The sequence below is a fragment of the Nitrosomonas sp. ANs5 genome (genome assembly GCF_050584665.1).
Classification (GTDB): domain Bacteria; phylum Pseudomonadota; class Gammaproteobacteria; order Burkholderiales; family Nitrosomonadaceae; genus Nitrosomonas.
Genome location: NZ_JBEUDO010000001.1, coordinates 62,790 through 79,189, shown reverse-complemented (window position 1 = coordinate 79,189; position 16,400 = coordinate 62,790). Strand labels below are relative to the sequence as shown.

Below are 16,400 nucleotides of genomic sequence, written 5' to 3'. Positions count from 1 at the left end.
TGCTATCAGTCGGGTTCGAATAAACTCTCGCGCGCTTTACTTTGCCCGGCCTTATCAGCCATGGCTTGCGGTTGGCAGATTTCCATCAAGGAGCATTCCTTGCATCGCGCATCGTTTGCAGGAGATGGCAGTTTCTGCGACACCAGCATTGACCGTACAGCTTTCACGGTTTCTTCCACTTGCTGACGTAACGAATCTGTGATGACAATCTCGCGTCGGCGGCGAGAAGAGTGGTGATAAATCGCACCATGCGTAACCGGCGTACCAAGCATTTCCTCCAGGCAGAGTGCCTGCGCTGCCAGTTGCAAGTCATCATGTACTTTAGCGCGTTTCTTTCCATGCTTATATTCCACCGGATAAATACGCCCATCCGGATAAAACTCAACCACATCGCATTTCCCAATCAAGCCCAAACGATCAGACCAGACCGGCAAGGCATATTCCGTGCGCACACCCTCAAATGATTCCAGCCCAGGTTGATCAACCCGCTCATGCACCGCATTACCCCGCATGGTATGCACATTTTCGTCAAAAATCTGCTCCATATGAATCAGCGCACATTGCCGGGGGCAATAGCTGTAATGCTGCAAAGCTGAAAGCATGATGGGATCGTCCGCTTCACCCTTTGCCATCAATCATTTCCAAATAATTTCAAAATCACATGCTCCCTTGATAAGGAATGATGCTTTGCTACCTCACTCAATATGGACGCCAGCGTTCCTATGCGTAATGGATCGTGCAACGGAACCGTCAAATGATGTCTTTTTGGCAGATGGCATTCCAGCCGCACATGACTACCGGTTTGCTGGGTTGTTTCATACCCAAGCCGGCCCAATGCTTTAATCAACTGTTGACCGGATATATTGCGTGGCATTTTCATGCCTGAATGACTTCCTCACGTACGAAATGCAGACGAATCATTTCGGGCACCTCACCTTCATCGAAATGACAATGTACGGCATCACGCACTTGTTGATGCAGGCTAGCAAGATCATCTGCTTCGGTAAAAATCGATTCACCCAGTGCACGAGCGGCATATCCACCTTCCGGCGCTTCTTCGACGAGGAAAATGATTTCATTCATAGTAATTTACTCCTTTCAGTCCATCCTTTCCCATGGCTGGCAGTCATTCCCTGGACGTTTAGGGCTCGTTAGTTGAAAAAACATCGCAAACCCCTTCGATGAAACTCTGGGGATAGCCAGGAAAGGAAAATTCCCAACAGTCAGTAACTTCAGAATCATCCAGCATTAGCCCTGGGTTTCTCCATCACTCACAAATCTGCCGGAATCAGATATGGATAACTTTCAAGCATTCGCGCTTCATCCCAGTAAGAAATGATCTCTAGTTCCAATTTAGGCAAAGACAGCAGCGCCATGGCACCCCGCAACCCATTACGCTTAACTAACCAGCTGCAGCAGCTGTACACCAGACGGCAGATTGGATTGATCTACTGCCACATGGTAATCGCTAAAGTTACGGGGGATGGCAATGCCATCCCTGAGCTTCGGCTGAATTCGTTCGAACAGACTGTAGGCAGGCGCATTGCCCAATTCACTATCATGTTTGAAAACGTATAAACCACGTGTTGCCATTTCTCCACGCGCGGCAGAACGATCATGTTCGAACATGTTAGCGAGTGATTGCCAGAGCAATTCAAGATCTGTTTCATCAAAACCGGTTTGTTTCGCAAGAAAAGAGGATACAAAACCATGCGCAACATAGAGGCCATATGGCACGGTAAATTTTCGCCCCATGGTGCGGTTATCCCCACTTTGTTTTTCTGCTTCTGCTTCGGTCGCAACTGCCATGCGCGTGATGGAATGTTCTTGCGCCACAATTGGATCAATCGAACGCGCAAAGGTTAGTTGCACCGGCCCACGTACCTGCCCGCAATTGATACCCATCGACATAACTGCTCCGAAAGTGCGCACATCATAATAATTACGACACATCCACTGTCTGGCTTCATCGACTGCATCACCACCCTTGCGTTTTTTATCATTACCTTCAAGAAGCTCTGCTTTCCCAATACCGATATAAGCACGTTTATTCTGATTATTGAGTATTGCCTTTTCTTTAATGTAGATTTCAAAGGGAGGTTCTTCATTCTTGACTGTACCGATAAAGTTACGCACCTTGCGCTTCAAGCTGACATCTGTCACTAAACCGCGTCCAGTTTCTGCGTCCACACGTGGTAAGTTGCCAGCATCCGGATCACCGTTAGGATTACCATCCTTGACGTCGAACAGCAAAACAAAATCGTAGCGGTTGTTCAGTACCATAATAATTATTCTCCCTTGATTGAGGATTCAGATTTGGTAAAAAATGCTTGTCTCTGATGATAGTAGCCAATAGCAAAACGGCCTTGATCCCGAAGAGTTAATTGAGCCGGAAAGTCGGTAATACCATCCATTATCTGCCCCAATAGCTTTTCATGATTGATAACCTCGCCTCTGTTATCCAACTTGGCAAGATGGTGATTTTTCAGCTTGAGTAGCGTTGAAAAAACAGTGACTGGCGTCCCCGATGCCGCTCCGTAATAACGATCGCGTATGGTTGCGTTGATGCCTGGATTGGCGCGTTCTTGAATGCGCTCCAATACCGCAAACAACCGGCCCAGCTGATAAGCGGTATTGATATTATTTTCGTCCAGTGACACTTTGAGTTCCTCCTTGCCTGATTGACGATTTATACATGCTTTGATGATTGCAGCACGCGAATAGGTAACTTCTTGTTCGGCTCGAATTCGACGGATTGCTCCGGAAAGCAGGGTTTGCGGATAGGGTAAGCCCTCGATCACGCTGCGCATGACATCGCCCCCGAGATTGGGTGGAATGTTTTCTGATTTACCCAGCATTGCAGTCGCTACCAGCAAGCGGAATAGCGATAATGTATCCGGTTCATGCGGCGCATGGAGAATATGCAGATCATCGAAATGACGGCGAATATTTACTGCGAGTTCACCTACTGTTTTGACATGCCAGAAGCGCACAGCGATACGAGCAGCATTGGGCGCCAGACCCAGCACATAAAACCGGGTACTATCGTCTTCAAAGTTACCAGCACCGGTTTTCGGTGCTTTCAATAATGCGGCGACTGCCGCAGCACCAAGATCGGGATTATCTTTAGGTGGTTCACTAAATAAGCCGGGGAATAATTCCTCCATCGGATGCCCCGGTGTAGCGGCCCAGAAAACCGTCGATGCATCGCCCACCTGCAGCCGTTGTTTTGAGTCTTTTGCTAGTAAATGATTGAGTGCGGTGGTATAGCCGAAAACTGCACGCTGTCCCACTGGTGAATTATCACCCTGAGACTTGCCATAAGAACTGAATGCATCCAAATTAAAAGAAACAATGCTTGCACCAGAACTTTGCGCACCCCATACGCCCTTAATCGAAGGATGTAGGCGTTCGATTACATCTTCTTCTCCCGATATCAAACAGCGTGCAGTTTTCTCAGAAATTACATTCTCTGCGTTGGATAATGCCGCAACAACTGCGGGACGCTCGCAAACCGGACCAGGATCACCTTCCAAGCGAAACGTTAGATTAGCTCCTGTTTCAAGAATTTCCGGCCATAAGGGGTGTGAAAAAACATTTTCAAAGTTAGCCTGCTCTAAAAATGACAAAACAGCGCATATACCTAAGTCATTGTAATCAAAAAAGCGAGAGCGAATGGTTTCTACAAATGCCAAATGTTGCTCCTTGGCACGCTCCGGCTTTCCCTTATTATCAACACCAAAAACATAGCCAGAATGATCCCATAACATATTAGCCACAACCCCAGAGGATCGCTTAACGGTCTGCGGCACAAGATAGGATTTTGCGGTTTTTTTCTTTCCTGCACCTTCGCGTGTGTCGTCAAAACTCACAAAATTGCCATCTGCAGTCAGGACGATAAGAAAGGGTATTTCTTTATGCTCAAAACCAAGTGGTGCCAAGCTATTGTCCGGCAACCGGGTTTTACGCTGATAATATTCGTTGAGCGCTTGCAGGATCATCCTTTCACCTCATGACTATTCCACGCTGGCACCCGGAGTATGCCGTTTTCCAGCGCGGCACGAAAAAAGCGTGGCTGCGGATCAGTGGCATCGCTGTAGTCCATGTCGTACAGCATCCAACCCAAATCACGCGTTTCTGCTACAGAATTCGATTGCGCCTGAACAGAGTCGACCAGCCGGAAATTACAGGCAAACTCGCGACAACCGAGATAAGGTTGATTAACACATTGCCCCTTTTCAACACGGCGCTCAAACATATCCAAAAATTTTGCAGGCGTGTTGTTTTCACCAGCATTGGGTTGCAACTCGAAATGCGCATGGATACGATAAGTCACGTCGCGCAAAAACAATCCGGCGCGCTGCTGGCGCTCATCTTCGATGTTCAGCCCAAGACAGCCTGCACCCTTATTCATTGCTTCCTGGGCATTGCGCACCGAAATCACTGCACCCACCTCATTGCGCCGGATGGAAACCCAGCGGATCGGCTTAAGTACCTCAATTTGATCGATATGCCAGCGAATGACCGGCTTCCACAGGATGGACTCGAATATTGCGCGAGCCGATGACGGCGTCATCACATCGTAGCTTACGCGTTCTACTTTCATTTCCGGTCGAGTGAAACAGGCAAAATCTCCGCTGACTTCAAGACAATATGTTTTCATTCATTCCCCTTTTTAAACCACGCCTTGTGCTGGATCAAAAACCATATCCTTGTTGATCAAGAGCCCTAGCTGTGAATGGTAAAGCAGATCTGTATTTTGTATGCACACCCCAGGAAAGATCTCTCTAATTTCTTGATTTTCTATCATTGTTCTGTATTCATGCTCACGGATATTGACTGTATAGCGCTGCAACTTACGCAAGATCGCACGGCGCTCATGCGGTTGCATGGCTTGGCTTTTTTCAAGCGCCTCGATCAGTCTCAAGCTTTCACCAAAGCGCACAATGACAGCAGTTTGCCCCTCTTCATCGATCAAGCGAAAATTGTTAGCGGCCGTGCGAAAGTTGAATTCTGCTCGTCTTGCTTCCGCATGATTGTGTAAATCCAACAAGCCAACAATATCGGCTTTATCCAGATTGTTCAGACTGGCATAGTAATGTTGAAAATAAGCCTCGAAACGTTCGCGAGTCAGTGGGTCGCCTTCAGTCAGCCGCATGATTTCCTGTCCACTTTGCTGCGCCTTGCGCAGTAAACCAGGTGCAGCTGGCTTGGGCGGAACAAAGACCACTACTTTTCCCAACCCTGGCAGCGCACCCTCGCGATTACAGCGTCCAGCGGCCTGCGCCACCGCATCCAATCCCGCCAATGCGCGATAGACTACTGGAAAATCCATATCCACACCTGCTTCGACTAATTGGGTGCTAATCACGCGTGCTGGAATGCCGTCCTTCAAACGCTGCTTGATCGCGGCGATGACCTCGCTGCGGTGCTGTCCGCACATCAGGGCAGAAAGATGAATAGTGTCGTGCGGCATCAGATCATGCAATGCACGGCAATCTCCGCGCGAATTGACAATACAGAGCACAGATTCATGTTGCTGCAATTCTTCGGCAATGGATTCCCAGCTGCAATGACAGGTAAAGTTATCAGGTAATTTAGTTTCGACGCGCTTGAGATCAGCATATAGCTGTTCAGGATTATCCATCAGCTCTTGCACACCACTGAGACCCGAAAATTTGGGACGTGGTGAGAAAGCTGGCTGTGTTGCCGTTGAAAGCACAAAACTGACTTTATAACCATCAACCAAATCCCGCATCACGTGCAGGATGGGTGCCAGAAATTTCGGAGGTAACAACTGCGCTTCATCCAAAATCACCACGCTGTTGACGATATTGTGCAACTTGCGGCAACGACTGGTCTTCGCAGCAAATAGTGACTCAAAAAACTGCACGTTAGTAGTAACGATAATAGGCGCATCCCAATTCTCTGCCGCCAACCTTGAGCGCGAATCTTCACGATCAGGATCGAGATTGCTGTGGTGCTCAATTACATTTTCATCACCAAAAATACTCCGAAAGATTTCCGCAGTTTGCTCAAGAATACTGGTATAGGGAATGACATAAATGATTCGCTTCTTACCATGAAATCCCGCATGCTTGAGTGCAAATGCCAGGCTCGAAAGTGTCTTGCCGCCACCCGTCGGCACGGTAAGCGAGAATAAGCCAGAAGGTAATTGTGCTTTTTCACAGCACTGACGTAGAACTTCCGCTCGGATACGATTCACGGAACTGCTTTTAGCTTTGGCAGCTATATCCTTCATGTACTGGTCAAACATGTTTTGTAGTACTTTCAGCGAAGGATAGCCGCTACGTAACATGCTCTTTTTGTCATCCATAAAAGCTTCCGTATCCAGAAAATCCGCATCCACCAGACAAGAAAACAACATCCTGAGCCATAAGGCCAACGAACCCTTTGGGGGATAGGATGACGGACGGGTCTGATCCAGAATCTCAGCAGGCGGAGAAGCAAACAAGGCTTCTTGCAAATATGCCTTTTTCTTACCTTCCTCAATCCGGTTGAAAAGTGTAGATTGCCCACCTTCCGCTGTATTCCAATCCGGCAATCCAGCATGGTGCCCCGCAATCAAATAAGCCAGAATGCGACCCTGCGACCCCAGTTTCTCAACAGCATGAATCGCTCCTGCCGTTGAATGATCCACTCGACCTGGCGCACCTTCAATATGCGCTTCGGTATCGTAGCCGCTCGCTGATTTAATATATTTCTGAAATTTCTCTCGGTATTTGCCCAGGTCATGCCATAGCCCGGCAAGTCTGGCCCAATCTTCACCTCCGAATATAGCCGCGGCCTCCCCCGCTCGCCGCGCCACCTCATGCAAATGTTCATCCAGCGTATGCACTCTCCAGACACCATTATCATCCTGCCGAACGTGAGCAAGAATCTGCTTTTTTTCATTTTTCATTTTTTAAAGTGAACCTTTTGGGGCTAAAACCAGGAGCAAAGCTCATCGCGGCAAGCACCCGAGTCTTTTTTCAAGCTGCCATCTTGTAACGGGAGAGTGTGTGGAGAATAATATTTGCTGTAATTGGTAGCTGCGCTGCAGGCGATCCATTTTGATTATGCCGTTTGTCCCCTATCATTCCAGCATAACCGGTTCTGGATCAAAATGGACGTGACGCCGGGTTTTATCCTTCAATTCGCGATCAATGCTGCGCAAGCGCACCCCTTCTCTTCATCAACCGCCACCGCCGTCTTCGCGAGTGCAGAGAAGCAATCCAGTGCAGCACGGAAGGAGGCCGGGCGAATCATATTGCCGCCACCCGGCCATGATAACCGCACATACACACGAATAATGGGGCAAGCTGCTTGGCCGGACCGCTATGGTGGGTTACCGGCGGTGCTGGATGGCCACGGCCCTCGAGCCTCGCCAAGACGGTGGTTGTGCTTTGGGTGGCGGACACATCCACCGAAGCCGTCTTTGTGAGCAAGCCTGGATGCACTTTGCACCGGCTTGCTGATGACAGGCGGGTGTATTTGGCGGCGCGCAAGCGCACTCTGACTACCCGTTCATCGTCGCTGCGCACCGTATATGCGGCACAGCCATCCAGGAATTTGAACGAGTCTGATCATGCCATGGTACGCGAATGTATCCTGTGTGTGCCGAGCCGGAAGCATAGTGCCGGCTGGCGCCACCTCGTACCTCCCCACAGTGGAGGACAGAACAAACTATACGTCTTTTGTCAGTTTGTTTGCCAGCGGCCGGAACTGAAGATGGTAGAACATATTGAGGTAACGATCCATTTCCTCACGATCGAACCCGCTGACAAATTTCCAGAAACCGTAGATGCGTGACAGTGTCATCATGCGTTCCGCATACAGTTTCCAGGTGTAACGGCTGGCCACGCGATCGAGTGCACCATGCGAAATGCGCTCCCATTCTTCGGGATTCTCCTGGCTGCGTTCGAGGAAATCGGCGATCAGGTCTGCAGATTCCGCACCTTCAGTGGGGTCGATATGAAAGCCGGAGCGATTATGCTGGATGATTTCCAACGGCCCGCCATAACGGGTAGCAAATGTCGGCAAACCGGATGCCATGGCTTCGATGATCGTCAAGCCGAATGCTTCGAACAACGCTGGTTGTACGAATATGCCGCGCTTGTCGGCAATATGGCGGTAGAGCTCGCCAGCCAAGTTTTTATCCAGACGCATGCCCAGCCAGCGGACCTGCTGGTCGAGTCCAAATTCGTCCATCAGCTGATGCATGCGGTGGATTTGTTCCTGCTCTTCATGGTCGGAAGATTGCTGCGGGTCGATATTCCCGCCTACCACGACCAGATTGGCAAGTGAACGCAGGCGTTGTGAAGCGCCATACCATTCCACCAGGCCGGTGATGTTTTTGATGCGATCCAGACGCGCCATGGTAAAAATCAACGGTTTGTCGGGATTCTGCAATACGCCCCGCGCCGGAAAACGTGCGTCATCTCCAAAAATCATGGAATCGATTTCCGGTATCAGGCTGCGCAAGCGCCGCTCCTGGTCGGTGTAGGCAAAATAGACATCGGCATTCGCCCCCGGCGAGACAATATTGAATTTCGGGTCAAATAAATCAATACCATTGACCACGCGATAAAGATCCGGCATGGAAAAGGCCCGGTAACTCTCGTACTGGCCTTCTGCTTCCCGGGTTCCGGCAATTTCCTGATAGGTGCTGGTCACGATGAAGTCGGCGGCGTTCATCGCCAGCAAATCGGCGGTGTACTGACAGGAAAAGTGATATTTGTCCTCATTTTCCTGCCAGTAGAGATCCGAATGCAGGTATTTGGTCTTCTCAAGCGCATGAGCAATATTGCATTGTGTCACACCCAACCGCTTGCTCAACAATGTGGCCACCAGATTGCCATCCGAATAATTGCCGATGATCAGATCTGGGCGGCCGCCCAATTCGGCCAGCGCCTCCCGTTCGACATCCCGGGTGAAGTCTTCCAGATGTGGCCAGATTTCGAAACGCGAAATCCAGTGAGGAATGATTTCCCCATTACTTTTATGAAATGGAACTCGCAAGATCCAGGTATTCTCGCAACCGCTAACTTTCTCCAGGCGCTGGTTGCAGGTGGTATCGCCAGCATCGGGTATCAAACGGCTGACAATCAATATCTTGGGCTGCACATGCACACCTTGCAACAGCAGGCGCTCTTGCATTTCCTTCTCCAGCGCCCGGACCTGATCGAGAATGTAAACGACCTGGCCACCGGTATCTGGCAGGCCGAGCACGTTGTCCTGTCCGAAATAACCGTGCGGAGACAAGATCAACAGCCGTGAAATCATCGGTATCCGCGCCAGAAATGCTTCGAGCGCAGCCGGAGAAGGCGCTTCCAGAATATCCATTAACATATTCATGGTTTCACTTACTCTGGCTGCATCATGCCCCCAGCCCGGTGCAAACCCGAGTCGGTTCATTTCCTGCTCCAGTTCAGACCATGGTGTCGCGCCATCGTGTTTTTCCAGCGCTTCCAGCGCCTGCCGCAACTGACTGCGAGTGCTATGGGTATCGCGCGAATTGCTGGTGAACATCAGTTGCTGGCCATCGATCGCATGCACACCGAGAAAATGCAATAGCTTTTCACCCCCCTTTTCAATTCGGGTGAACATTTCACTGGATAGTTGCCGGTTAAGAAAAATAACGCCCTGTCCAATCGAGCGGGTTTCCTTCAATTTAGGAAATCCGCGGCCAAATGGGTCAAAATCGATTTCCAACACCGATTCGGCAGAAACACCTTTGACTACCGTTTCTTTAAAGCGGAGAAATTCGCTGACCGTTATTTTTTCCGGATAAAGATGATCCTGATGGATACGCACGAAGACCCATTCAGCGACATCAGGGCGCAGCACAAAATACGCCCAGGGGGAACAGAATACCCCTTCCTGTAAGCGATGCACAAAGTTATAGAGCGCATCCGAACGATCGAATGTTCTCTCCATCAGCTGCATTTCATGCCACAGATCGGATTGCAACAGCAAGGTGCGGTTCAGCGCAAAATAGCGCCGCAACAAGGTATAGACAACGTCTCGGTTTTGTTGGGTGTAGGTGATCAGCGCATCAATCATGGTAATGTACTCCCGGTTATATCACTGATTATAAAAGTGAAGCAGGCTTTTTCTGGTTTACGCAGGAAGAGATGTCCTGACGGGCATCCCGAATCAATCAGGCATTCGCCCCGGGGGGCGAAAGGAAGAGACAGCCGTTGCAGAATCCATTCATGCCGGCTGGTTGCAAGTGCCCAGTGCAGCACTCAATGCCGGTCATCGGTAACATATCCCAACCGGCTAGGAGGCTGTCCGAGAATAGCGATCGTAGCGAGGGCGAGGCTGGTTGAGTTGGATTTTTCGATCATTTGAGGCGAATAGTCGTTCTATTTAACGAAATAGGATCGTAAAATCCGGCCAATCAGGCTCGTCCGCAGTAGATCAGTCTATTCTCGGACAGCCTCCTAGGCATGGTATGCCATGCCATCCCATACCTAGCCTAGCGCGAGGCGTGTGGATCACCATGCGAGTCGGCTTGTATGAATCCATAATGCGCCAACCCTTCGAGAATCCCGTAGGCATAAGGCTTGCTTGCAAAGTAAATTTGCTCCAAACCCCGCAATGGTTCCAGTTCAGGGCTATGGTTGCCCACCACCACGCCCAGCGTGTCTCCGACCAGCATTTCCTCGTCATTGCCCGAATCCCCGGCCACCAGGAAGCTTTTCAGCGACAACCCCCACTTATAGGCGAGATAGCGCACGGCCTGCCCTTTTGAAGCGCGTACAGGCAGCACATCCAGAAACGCTTCATGCGAATAAATCAGTTTGGCATGCAAGTTCTGTTGATGCAAATACTGGTAGAGCTGCTCCAGCGGCGGCATGTCTTCGGGCGCCGCCAGGTAACTCAATTTAAACTCACGCTGGTTCTCGGCCGCTTGCAGCGTCAGGCCAGGCACTTCTTTCAACACCTCGGCCAACGTATCCCGTCTCCATTGGTGCCGGATATGATTGATCCAGCCTTTATCCGGCCGCAGCGAAGGCCAATAATTGATTTCGCTGCCGACCGAGGTGATCAGAAGATCAGGCATGGGCACGCGCCATTTCTTGAGTACCTTGATCGCACTGTCAACCGTTCTGCCCGTCGCCACGCCAAAAGAAATAGTTTTGGCATGCGCACGCAGCCATTGCAATAACTCGGCCAGTCCTTGTTCGTCACCCAGCAATGTATTGTCGATATCGCAAATCACGACTTTCTGGGCCAGTGGCATCGGCGCCTGGCCGTAATGCAAGGTCGCCGCATGCTGGCGGCGCAAGCGTTTGCGCTCCTTGTGCAGCAGTTTGTCGACTTCCTTGAGGTATTTGGCGACATGCGCATCCCAGGTGTAATGCCGCCTGACATTGAGCACGCCATTTTTGGACCAGTCGCGCCAGCGTTTCTTGTCGACAAAAGCTTCCTTGAGCGCGGCAGCGATATCTGAGTGATTCAAGGTGTTGACGAGCAGCCCGTTACGGCAATTGGCAATGATATCGCGGGGGCCGCCGTCTTCCGGCGCGACAATCGGCAATCCACTGGCAGCGGCCTCGATCAGCGTCAATCCGAAAGGTTCGGTCAGTGCAGGGTTGACAAACACACCGCGTCGGCGCGTGGCCAGGCGGTACAGCTCCGGCACGTCTTCCCCGGTAAAATGCTTGGGAATGGCCACTTTGCCCCACAAGTCGTAGCGATCGATATCGAACAGCATATCGCTCATGACTTTGCGCTGGGAATCCTCCATATCCCGGATATCCTCACGGGAACCGGCGACAATCACCAGATTGGCCATGGCCTGCAAGGATTTGTCACCGCCATAGGCCTGCACCAGGCCATGTAGATTTTTGCGCGTATCCGGACGGCAAATGGCCAGGATCATCGGCTTGCCCGGTTCATTCAGAAACCTGTCGATGCTGGTCTGGACGGATGGTACGATCGGTTTGCGCCCCGGAGGTGAAAAACGTGAGGTATCAGTACCAGGCGGGATGACACGGCAACGCCGGGGGTCGGTATTCTCATACATGCCGTACTGATCTTCAATTTCCTGCCAGGTACTCGTCACCACCAGCGAAGCATGAATCAACGTATCTTCTTCAGCAGCGATGCGCTGGGATAAATTGAACTGGCGCTCGATGGTCTGCTCCTTGCGTCCCGAAGCAAGCAGACGTTCACGTTTCGGGCGGCCGAGCGAGTGGCCGGTATGAATTTGCGGGATACCGAGCAGATTGGACAAATGATGACCGACATAGCCGGCATCCGCATAATGAGTATGGATCAGATCCGGCAAGCGGCCTTGCTGGCGCAGATAGTGCAGGCATCGGTCGACTATCTGGTCGAGATGCGGCCACAGCAATTCCTTGCGCAGGTATTTCCTGGGGCCACAGGGCAGCCGGACAATGCGCGCATGCAAACCGAGTTCCTCGATCCGCTCCGCGTAGTCGGGCGAAACATGAGAATCTTCGATTTGCCGGGTCAACAAATCCACCTGGGCGACATCGCCATGCCGGCCCAGCGCGCGTGCCAGCTCAACGACATACGTAATCTGCCCGCCGGTATCGGCATCACGCCCCAGTTCCATGTCATCGCCACGAATCAGGCCGTGCACACTGATCATCAAGATATAGAGTTTTTGGTCTAGCATGGGTGTAGTTACAACCTTAAAGGTGAGCGGTCACAACCGCCGGGTATTTATCGAGACAAACGAGGTCTGCCATGCACCCTGGATAAGCACTGCGTTCAGTTCTCATCGATTATTTCCAGGCATCGATAAAAGGCTTGTAAAACTCCGATGAATCAGGAATCGCGCCCCGTATGCCACACAGGGTAGCGGCGAATTGGTTTGCCCGCTCCAATATCAATTCTTCCGGCCAGCCGGACAGCATCCCGAGTATGAATACGGCGGAAAAGCCATCGCCTGCGCCAACCGTATCCTTGATCGATACATTCTCAATACCGCCCGTATGTGCCACGGCACCCGAACGGTCGAGCAGCCATGCGCCCTCTCCTCCGCACGTCACCAGCACGGCCTGCAATTGGAATTCTTCAAGCAAACGCTGAGCAATATCGCGCCCATCATGCATGGCGGGCAGACCGGTCAATTCCGGTAGCGCGGTTAACTCATCTTCATTGACTTTGACATAATCGGCATGAATCAGGGAATCCCGAACGATTTGCGGGGTATACCACGGCTCTCTCAGATTGATATCGAGCAACCGTGGACTTGGCCGAGAATGATGCAGGATTTCTTGCAGGGCGGCCCTGGAAGTCTCGTTGCGTTGTGCGAGGGTGCCGAAATACACCAGATCGGGCTGGATGGATGAAGCAGCTTCAGCGGCAGCGGCCGGGTCGATAAAATCATAGGCCTGTTCGGGGAGAATCTCGAAGGTATGGCCATTCTCGCCAAATTCCACTCTGACTTGGCCAGTCGGATAATGGGTGTCGCATTGAATGCCCGATGTGGACATGGCAAACGCATCCATCAATTGGATGAGCTTGTGTCGGTAGCGGTCATTGCCGGTTCTCGTAATCAGAACCGGATGCAGGCCGAAAGCCTGAAGATGGCGCGCCACGTTGAAAGGCGCACCCCCCACGACTGCACCATCGGGAAAAACATCGACCAGTGCCTCGCCAAACAGAATGATGTTTTTAGCGGGTTTATCAAGATCAGTAGGCATTCTCTGTAAGACTCCTATCTGTGATGGTCACTTACCCCATATATATGAATCATACGGGTTACGGATCCTGGCTCGCAACCGGCAAGCCAAAGTCCCTAGGAGACTGTCCGAGAATAAACTGATCTACTGCGGACGAGCCTGATTGGCCGGATTTTACGATCCTTTTCGTTGAATAGAACGACTATTCGCCTCAAATGATCGAAAAATCCCGCTCAATCAGCCTCGCCCTCCTCGCTACGATCGCTATTCTCGGACAGCCTCCTAGGGTCCATGCAGTGCAAAACAACTTCAGCAAGCATGCTTTTATGACGATATGTCTTTTATTCTGGCATGGATGGCAACTATACGCAAAATTTGCTGATACTAGGAGGCTGTCCGAGAATAGACTGATCTACTGCGGACGAGCCTGATTGAGCGGGATTTTACGATCCTTTTCGTTGAATAGAACGACTATTCGCCTCAAATGATCGAAAAATCCCGCTCAACCAGCCTCGCCCTCGCTACGATCGCTATTCTCGGACAGCCTCCTAGGTTTAGTTTCTAATCTTCCAGAATCGAGGCTCTGTTTGATAAAATAATTGATTTTTTCGATAAACGCTAAGCGATCCCGCTATTCATTTCTTACTCAAAATGCATAAATCTATCCTGTTTCTGCTAAAGCTGGCAGCCATGAGCATAATGGTTATCACATTTGGATGGACCAGCCAGACATTCGCCACCGAGCACCCAAACGCCGGCGAGACGGCATTTGACTGGTCCGAAGCCCCGCCTGTCACCCCGCTACCGCGAGTCGGCATCTTTTTCAAGCCTCCTTCAGGCCCTGGCTATTATTCGGTATGGGATATGTTGACGGGAAACAAGCGTGAAAAACCACCGCTTGCGCCTTATGCCCCCTTTGCACTGCTGCCCACTTCAGCCTTTGATATTGATTTTCGCTACCTGGAGCAGCCCGGTTATGAACCGGATTTTTTCGACGCCATCAAACGCATCCATCTGGGTGATAACTGGCTGCTCTCATTTGGTGGCAGTTTCTGGTATCGCTACATGCATGAAACAGACAGCCGCCTGAATGCCGCGGGCATCAACAACAATCACCACTTGCTGCGCACCCGCATTCATGCTGATTTGTGGTACCAGGATCGTTTCAGATTGTTTGCAGAATTCCTGGATGCACGCGCAGTGGGACTGGATCTGCCCGCGCTCGGGATCGACAAGAATCATACTGACATGCTCAACCTGTTCGCAGATATCAAACTGGGACAATTCCAGAATGGCCCTGCTTACTTGCGGGTTGGCCGCCAGGAATTGTTATATGGTTCACAACGGCTGATCTCGACACTGGACTGGGCAAACACGCGCCGCACCTTTCAGGGCGTCAAAACCTTCTGGCACAACCCGGTCTTCGATCTCGATGCTTTCTGGGTTCGTCCGATGATTACCGAGCCGAATCAGTTCGACAATTGGGACACAGATCGCAACTTTTTTGGTTTGTGGGGAACCTATAAAGCCTTGCAGGGCCAAACGCTCGATTTCTATTATCTCAGCCTGATCGATAATCGAATAGTCTCGCCGGCAAATATCCAGCAAGGCAACATTCTGGATGGAGATTCGGAATTGCATACCCTCGGCGGACGCTGGGCGGGCGAATATCAACGCTATCGCTACGAGCTGGAAGGCATGTATCAGTTCGGTAAGCGCTCCGGACTCGACATCTCGGCATTTTCCATTGCCTCCGGTCTGGGATATCATTTCACTTGGCCGATGAATCCACAGCTTTGGTTGCGCTATGATTTTGCCTCGGGTGACAAGAACCATCAGGATGGCCGCAGCACTACTTTTCACCATCTGTTCCCGTTTGGCCATTACTACCTGGGGTTCATGGATCGGGTAGGCCGGCAGAACATTCATGATTTTAATGCCCAGCTGACCCTGCATCCGCAGCCATGGTTTACATTCATCGGGCAGTACCACCGTTTCTACCTGGCCAACAAGCGCGATTATCTTTACAACGCAGCAGGGGCAGGAACGCTGCGAGACATAACCGGTCAATCAGGCAGTCATATCGGCGATGAAATTGATTTTCGAATCAACTTTCACGTAAGCCGCCATCAGGACGTATTATTGGGTTATTCCAAACTTTTTACCGGAAAATTCGTCAAAAACCAGCGACCCGGCGTATCCCCCGATCTGTTCTACGCGCAATACAATTTCCGCTTTTAGGCGCGGTCGAATCGGGTCTTTCTATTCAATCAACAAAGGAAAACTATGAAATTGCTTCGAATGGTACTTGCTACGGCATTGGTCACTTTTTTTGCGAGCCTGAATCCGCTCGTGGCACACGCCGATAATCACTCGGCGAACGCTGCCACCCTTCCCTCGGATGAAGGAATCGTGGTCTCTACCATGGACACCACCGGCTATACCTATATCGAGCTGTCCAATGGTGCGAAAAAATTCTGGATTGCCGCACCGACTACCAAAGTCAAAAATGGCGACCACATCCGTTTTGTGGAAAACATGACCATGCACAATTTCACCAGCAAAACGCTGAACCGGACCTTTGACAAATTGGTCTTTGTCACGTCCACACAGGTCAAAGTCGCGCAATAAGCCACCCCCAACAAGTCCGCCAAAACCGCTTAGGAGCCGTGAAGGAATAAGTGTGACAATTGGGCGCGTCTGGTGGGATGCAATGCAAGGCGAGAGGAGGAG

Annotated in this window: 13 protein-coding genes; 2 read left to right on the top strand and 11 right to left on the bottom strand. The window is 50.9% G+C overall.

Translation table 11 applies throughout. From position 1 onward, the window contains the following. Positions 1–5 precede the first annotated feature (5 nt). The 11 genes from cas4 to ABTW62_RS00260 all read right to left on the bottom strand — a co-directional run bounded on the left by cas4 (position 6) and on the right by ABTW62_RS00260 (position 13,688). Positions 6–632, bottom strand: coding sequence for a CRISPR-associated protein Cas4 (gene cas4 / locus ABTW62_RS00310; protein WP_430902575.1), 627 nt, complete (start codon positions 630–632; stop codon positions 6–8). After that, positions 632–880, bottom strand: coding sequence for a type II toxin-antitoxin system HicA family toxin (locus ABTW62_RS00305; protein WP_430902574.1), 249 nt, complete (start codon positions 878–880; stop codon positions 632–634). The genes cas4 and ABTW62_RS00305 overlap by 1 nt, the downstream gene beginning before the upstream one ends. Next, positions 877–1,083, bottom strand: a complete 207-nt coding sequence (locus tag ABTW62_RS00300) for a hypothetical protein (protein WP_430902573.1) — start codon at positions 1,081–1,083, stop codon at positions 877–879. Before ABTW62_RS00300 ends, ABTW62_RS00305 begins: the two co-directional genes overlap by 4 nt. 315 nt (positions 1,084–1,398) lie before the next feature. Then, positions 1,399–2,283 (bottom strand): type I-C CRISPR-associated protein Cas7/Csd2, encoded by an 885-nt coding sequence (cas7c, locus tag ABTW62_RS00295; RefSeq protein WP_430902572.1) that lies wholly within the window; start codon positions 2,281–2,283, stop codon positions 1,399–1,401. A gap of 5 nt (positions 2,284–2,288) precedes the next feature. Continuing rightward, the gene (cas8c, locus tag ABTW62_RS00290; protein ID WP_430902571.1) at positions 2,289–4,001 is read right to left on the bottom strand and encodes a type I-C CRISPR-associated protein Cas8c/Csd1; all 1,713 of its coding nucleotides are present in this window, start codon (positions 3,999–4,001) and stop codon (positions 2,289–2,291) included. Continuing rightward, entirely contained in the window at positions 3,998–4,663 is a 666-nt protein-coding gene (gene cas5c, locus ABTW62_RS00285) for a type I-C CRISPR-associated protein Cas5c (protein ID WP_430902570.1), read from the bottom strand. Before cas5c ends, cas8c begins: the two co-directional genes overlap by 4 nt. Before the next feature lie 12 nt (positions 4,664–4,675). Continuing rightward, positions 4,676–6,922 (bottom strand): CRISPR-associated endonuclease Cas3'', encoded by a 2,247-nt coding sequence (locus ABTW62_RS00280; RefSeq protein WP_430902569.1) that lies wholly within the window; start codon positions 6,920–6,922, stop codon positions 4,676–4,678. Between the two features lie 343 nt (positions 6,923–7,265). Next, complete coding sequence (locus tag ABTW62_RS00275; protein WP_430902568.1) at positions 7,266–7,544, bottom strand: hypothetical protein; 279 nt, start codon at positions 7,542–7,544, stop codon at positions 7,266–7,268. Between the two features lie 142 nt (positions 7,545–7,686). Further along, positions 7,687–10,065 (bottom strand): sucrose synthase, encoded by a 2,379-nt coding sequence (locus ABTW62_RS00270; protein ID WP_430902567.1) that lies wholly within the window; start codon positions 10,063–10,065, stop codon positions 7,687–7,689. A gap of 418 nt (positions 10,066–10,483) precedes the next feature. After that, positions 10,484–12,655, bottom strand: coding sequence for an HAD-IIB family hydrolase (locus ABTW62_RS00265; protein WP_430902566.1), 2,172 nt, complete (start codon positions 12,653–12,655; stop codon positions 10,484–10,486). 109 nt (positions 12,656–12,764) lie between these two features. After that, complete coding sequence (locus ABTW62_RS00260; RefSeq protein ID WP_430902565.1) at positions 12,765–13,688, bottom strand: carbohydrate kinase family protein; 924 nt, start codon at positions 13,686–13,688, stop codon at positions 12,765–12,767. 630 nt (positions 13,689–14,318) lie between these two features. Here ABTW62_RS00260 and ABTW62_RS00255 point away from each other — a divergent pair. Continuing rightward, positions 14,319–15,908: an alginate export family protein gene (locus tag ABTW62_RS00255; RefSeq protein ID WP_430902564.1), complete on the top strand. Its 1,590-nt coding sequence runs from the start codon at positions 14,319–14,321 to the stop codon at positions 15,906–15,908. Between the two features lie 45 nt (positions 15,909–15,953). Next, positions 15,954–16,298, top strand: coding sequence for an NrfJ (locus ABTW62_RS00250; protein WP_430902563.1), 345 nt, complete (start codon positions 15,954–15,956; stop codon positions 16,296–16,298). The last annotated feature ends 102 nt before the right edge of the window (positions 16,299–16,400 follow it).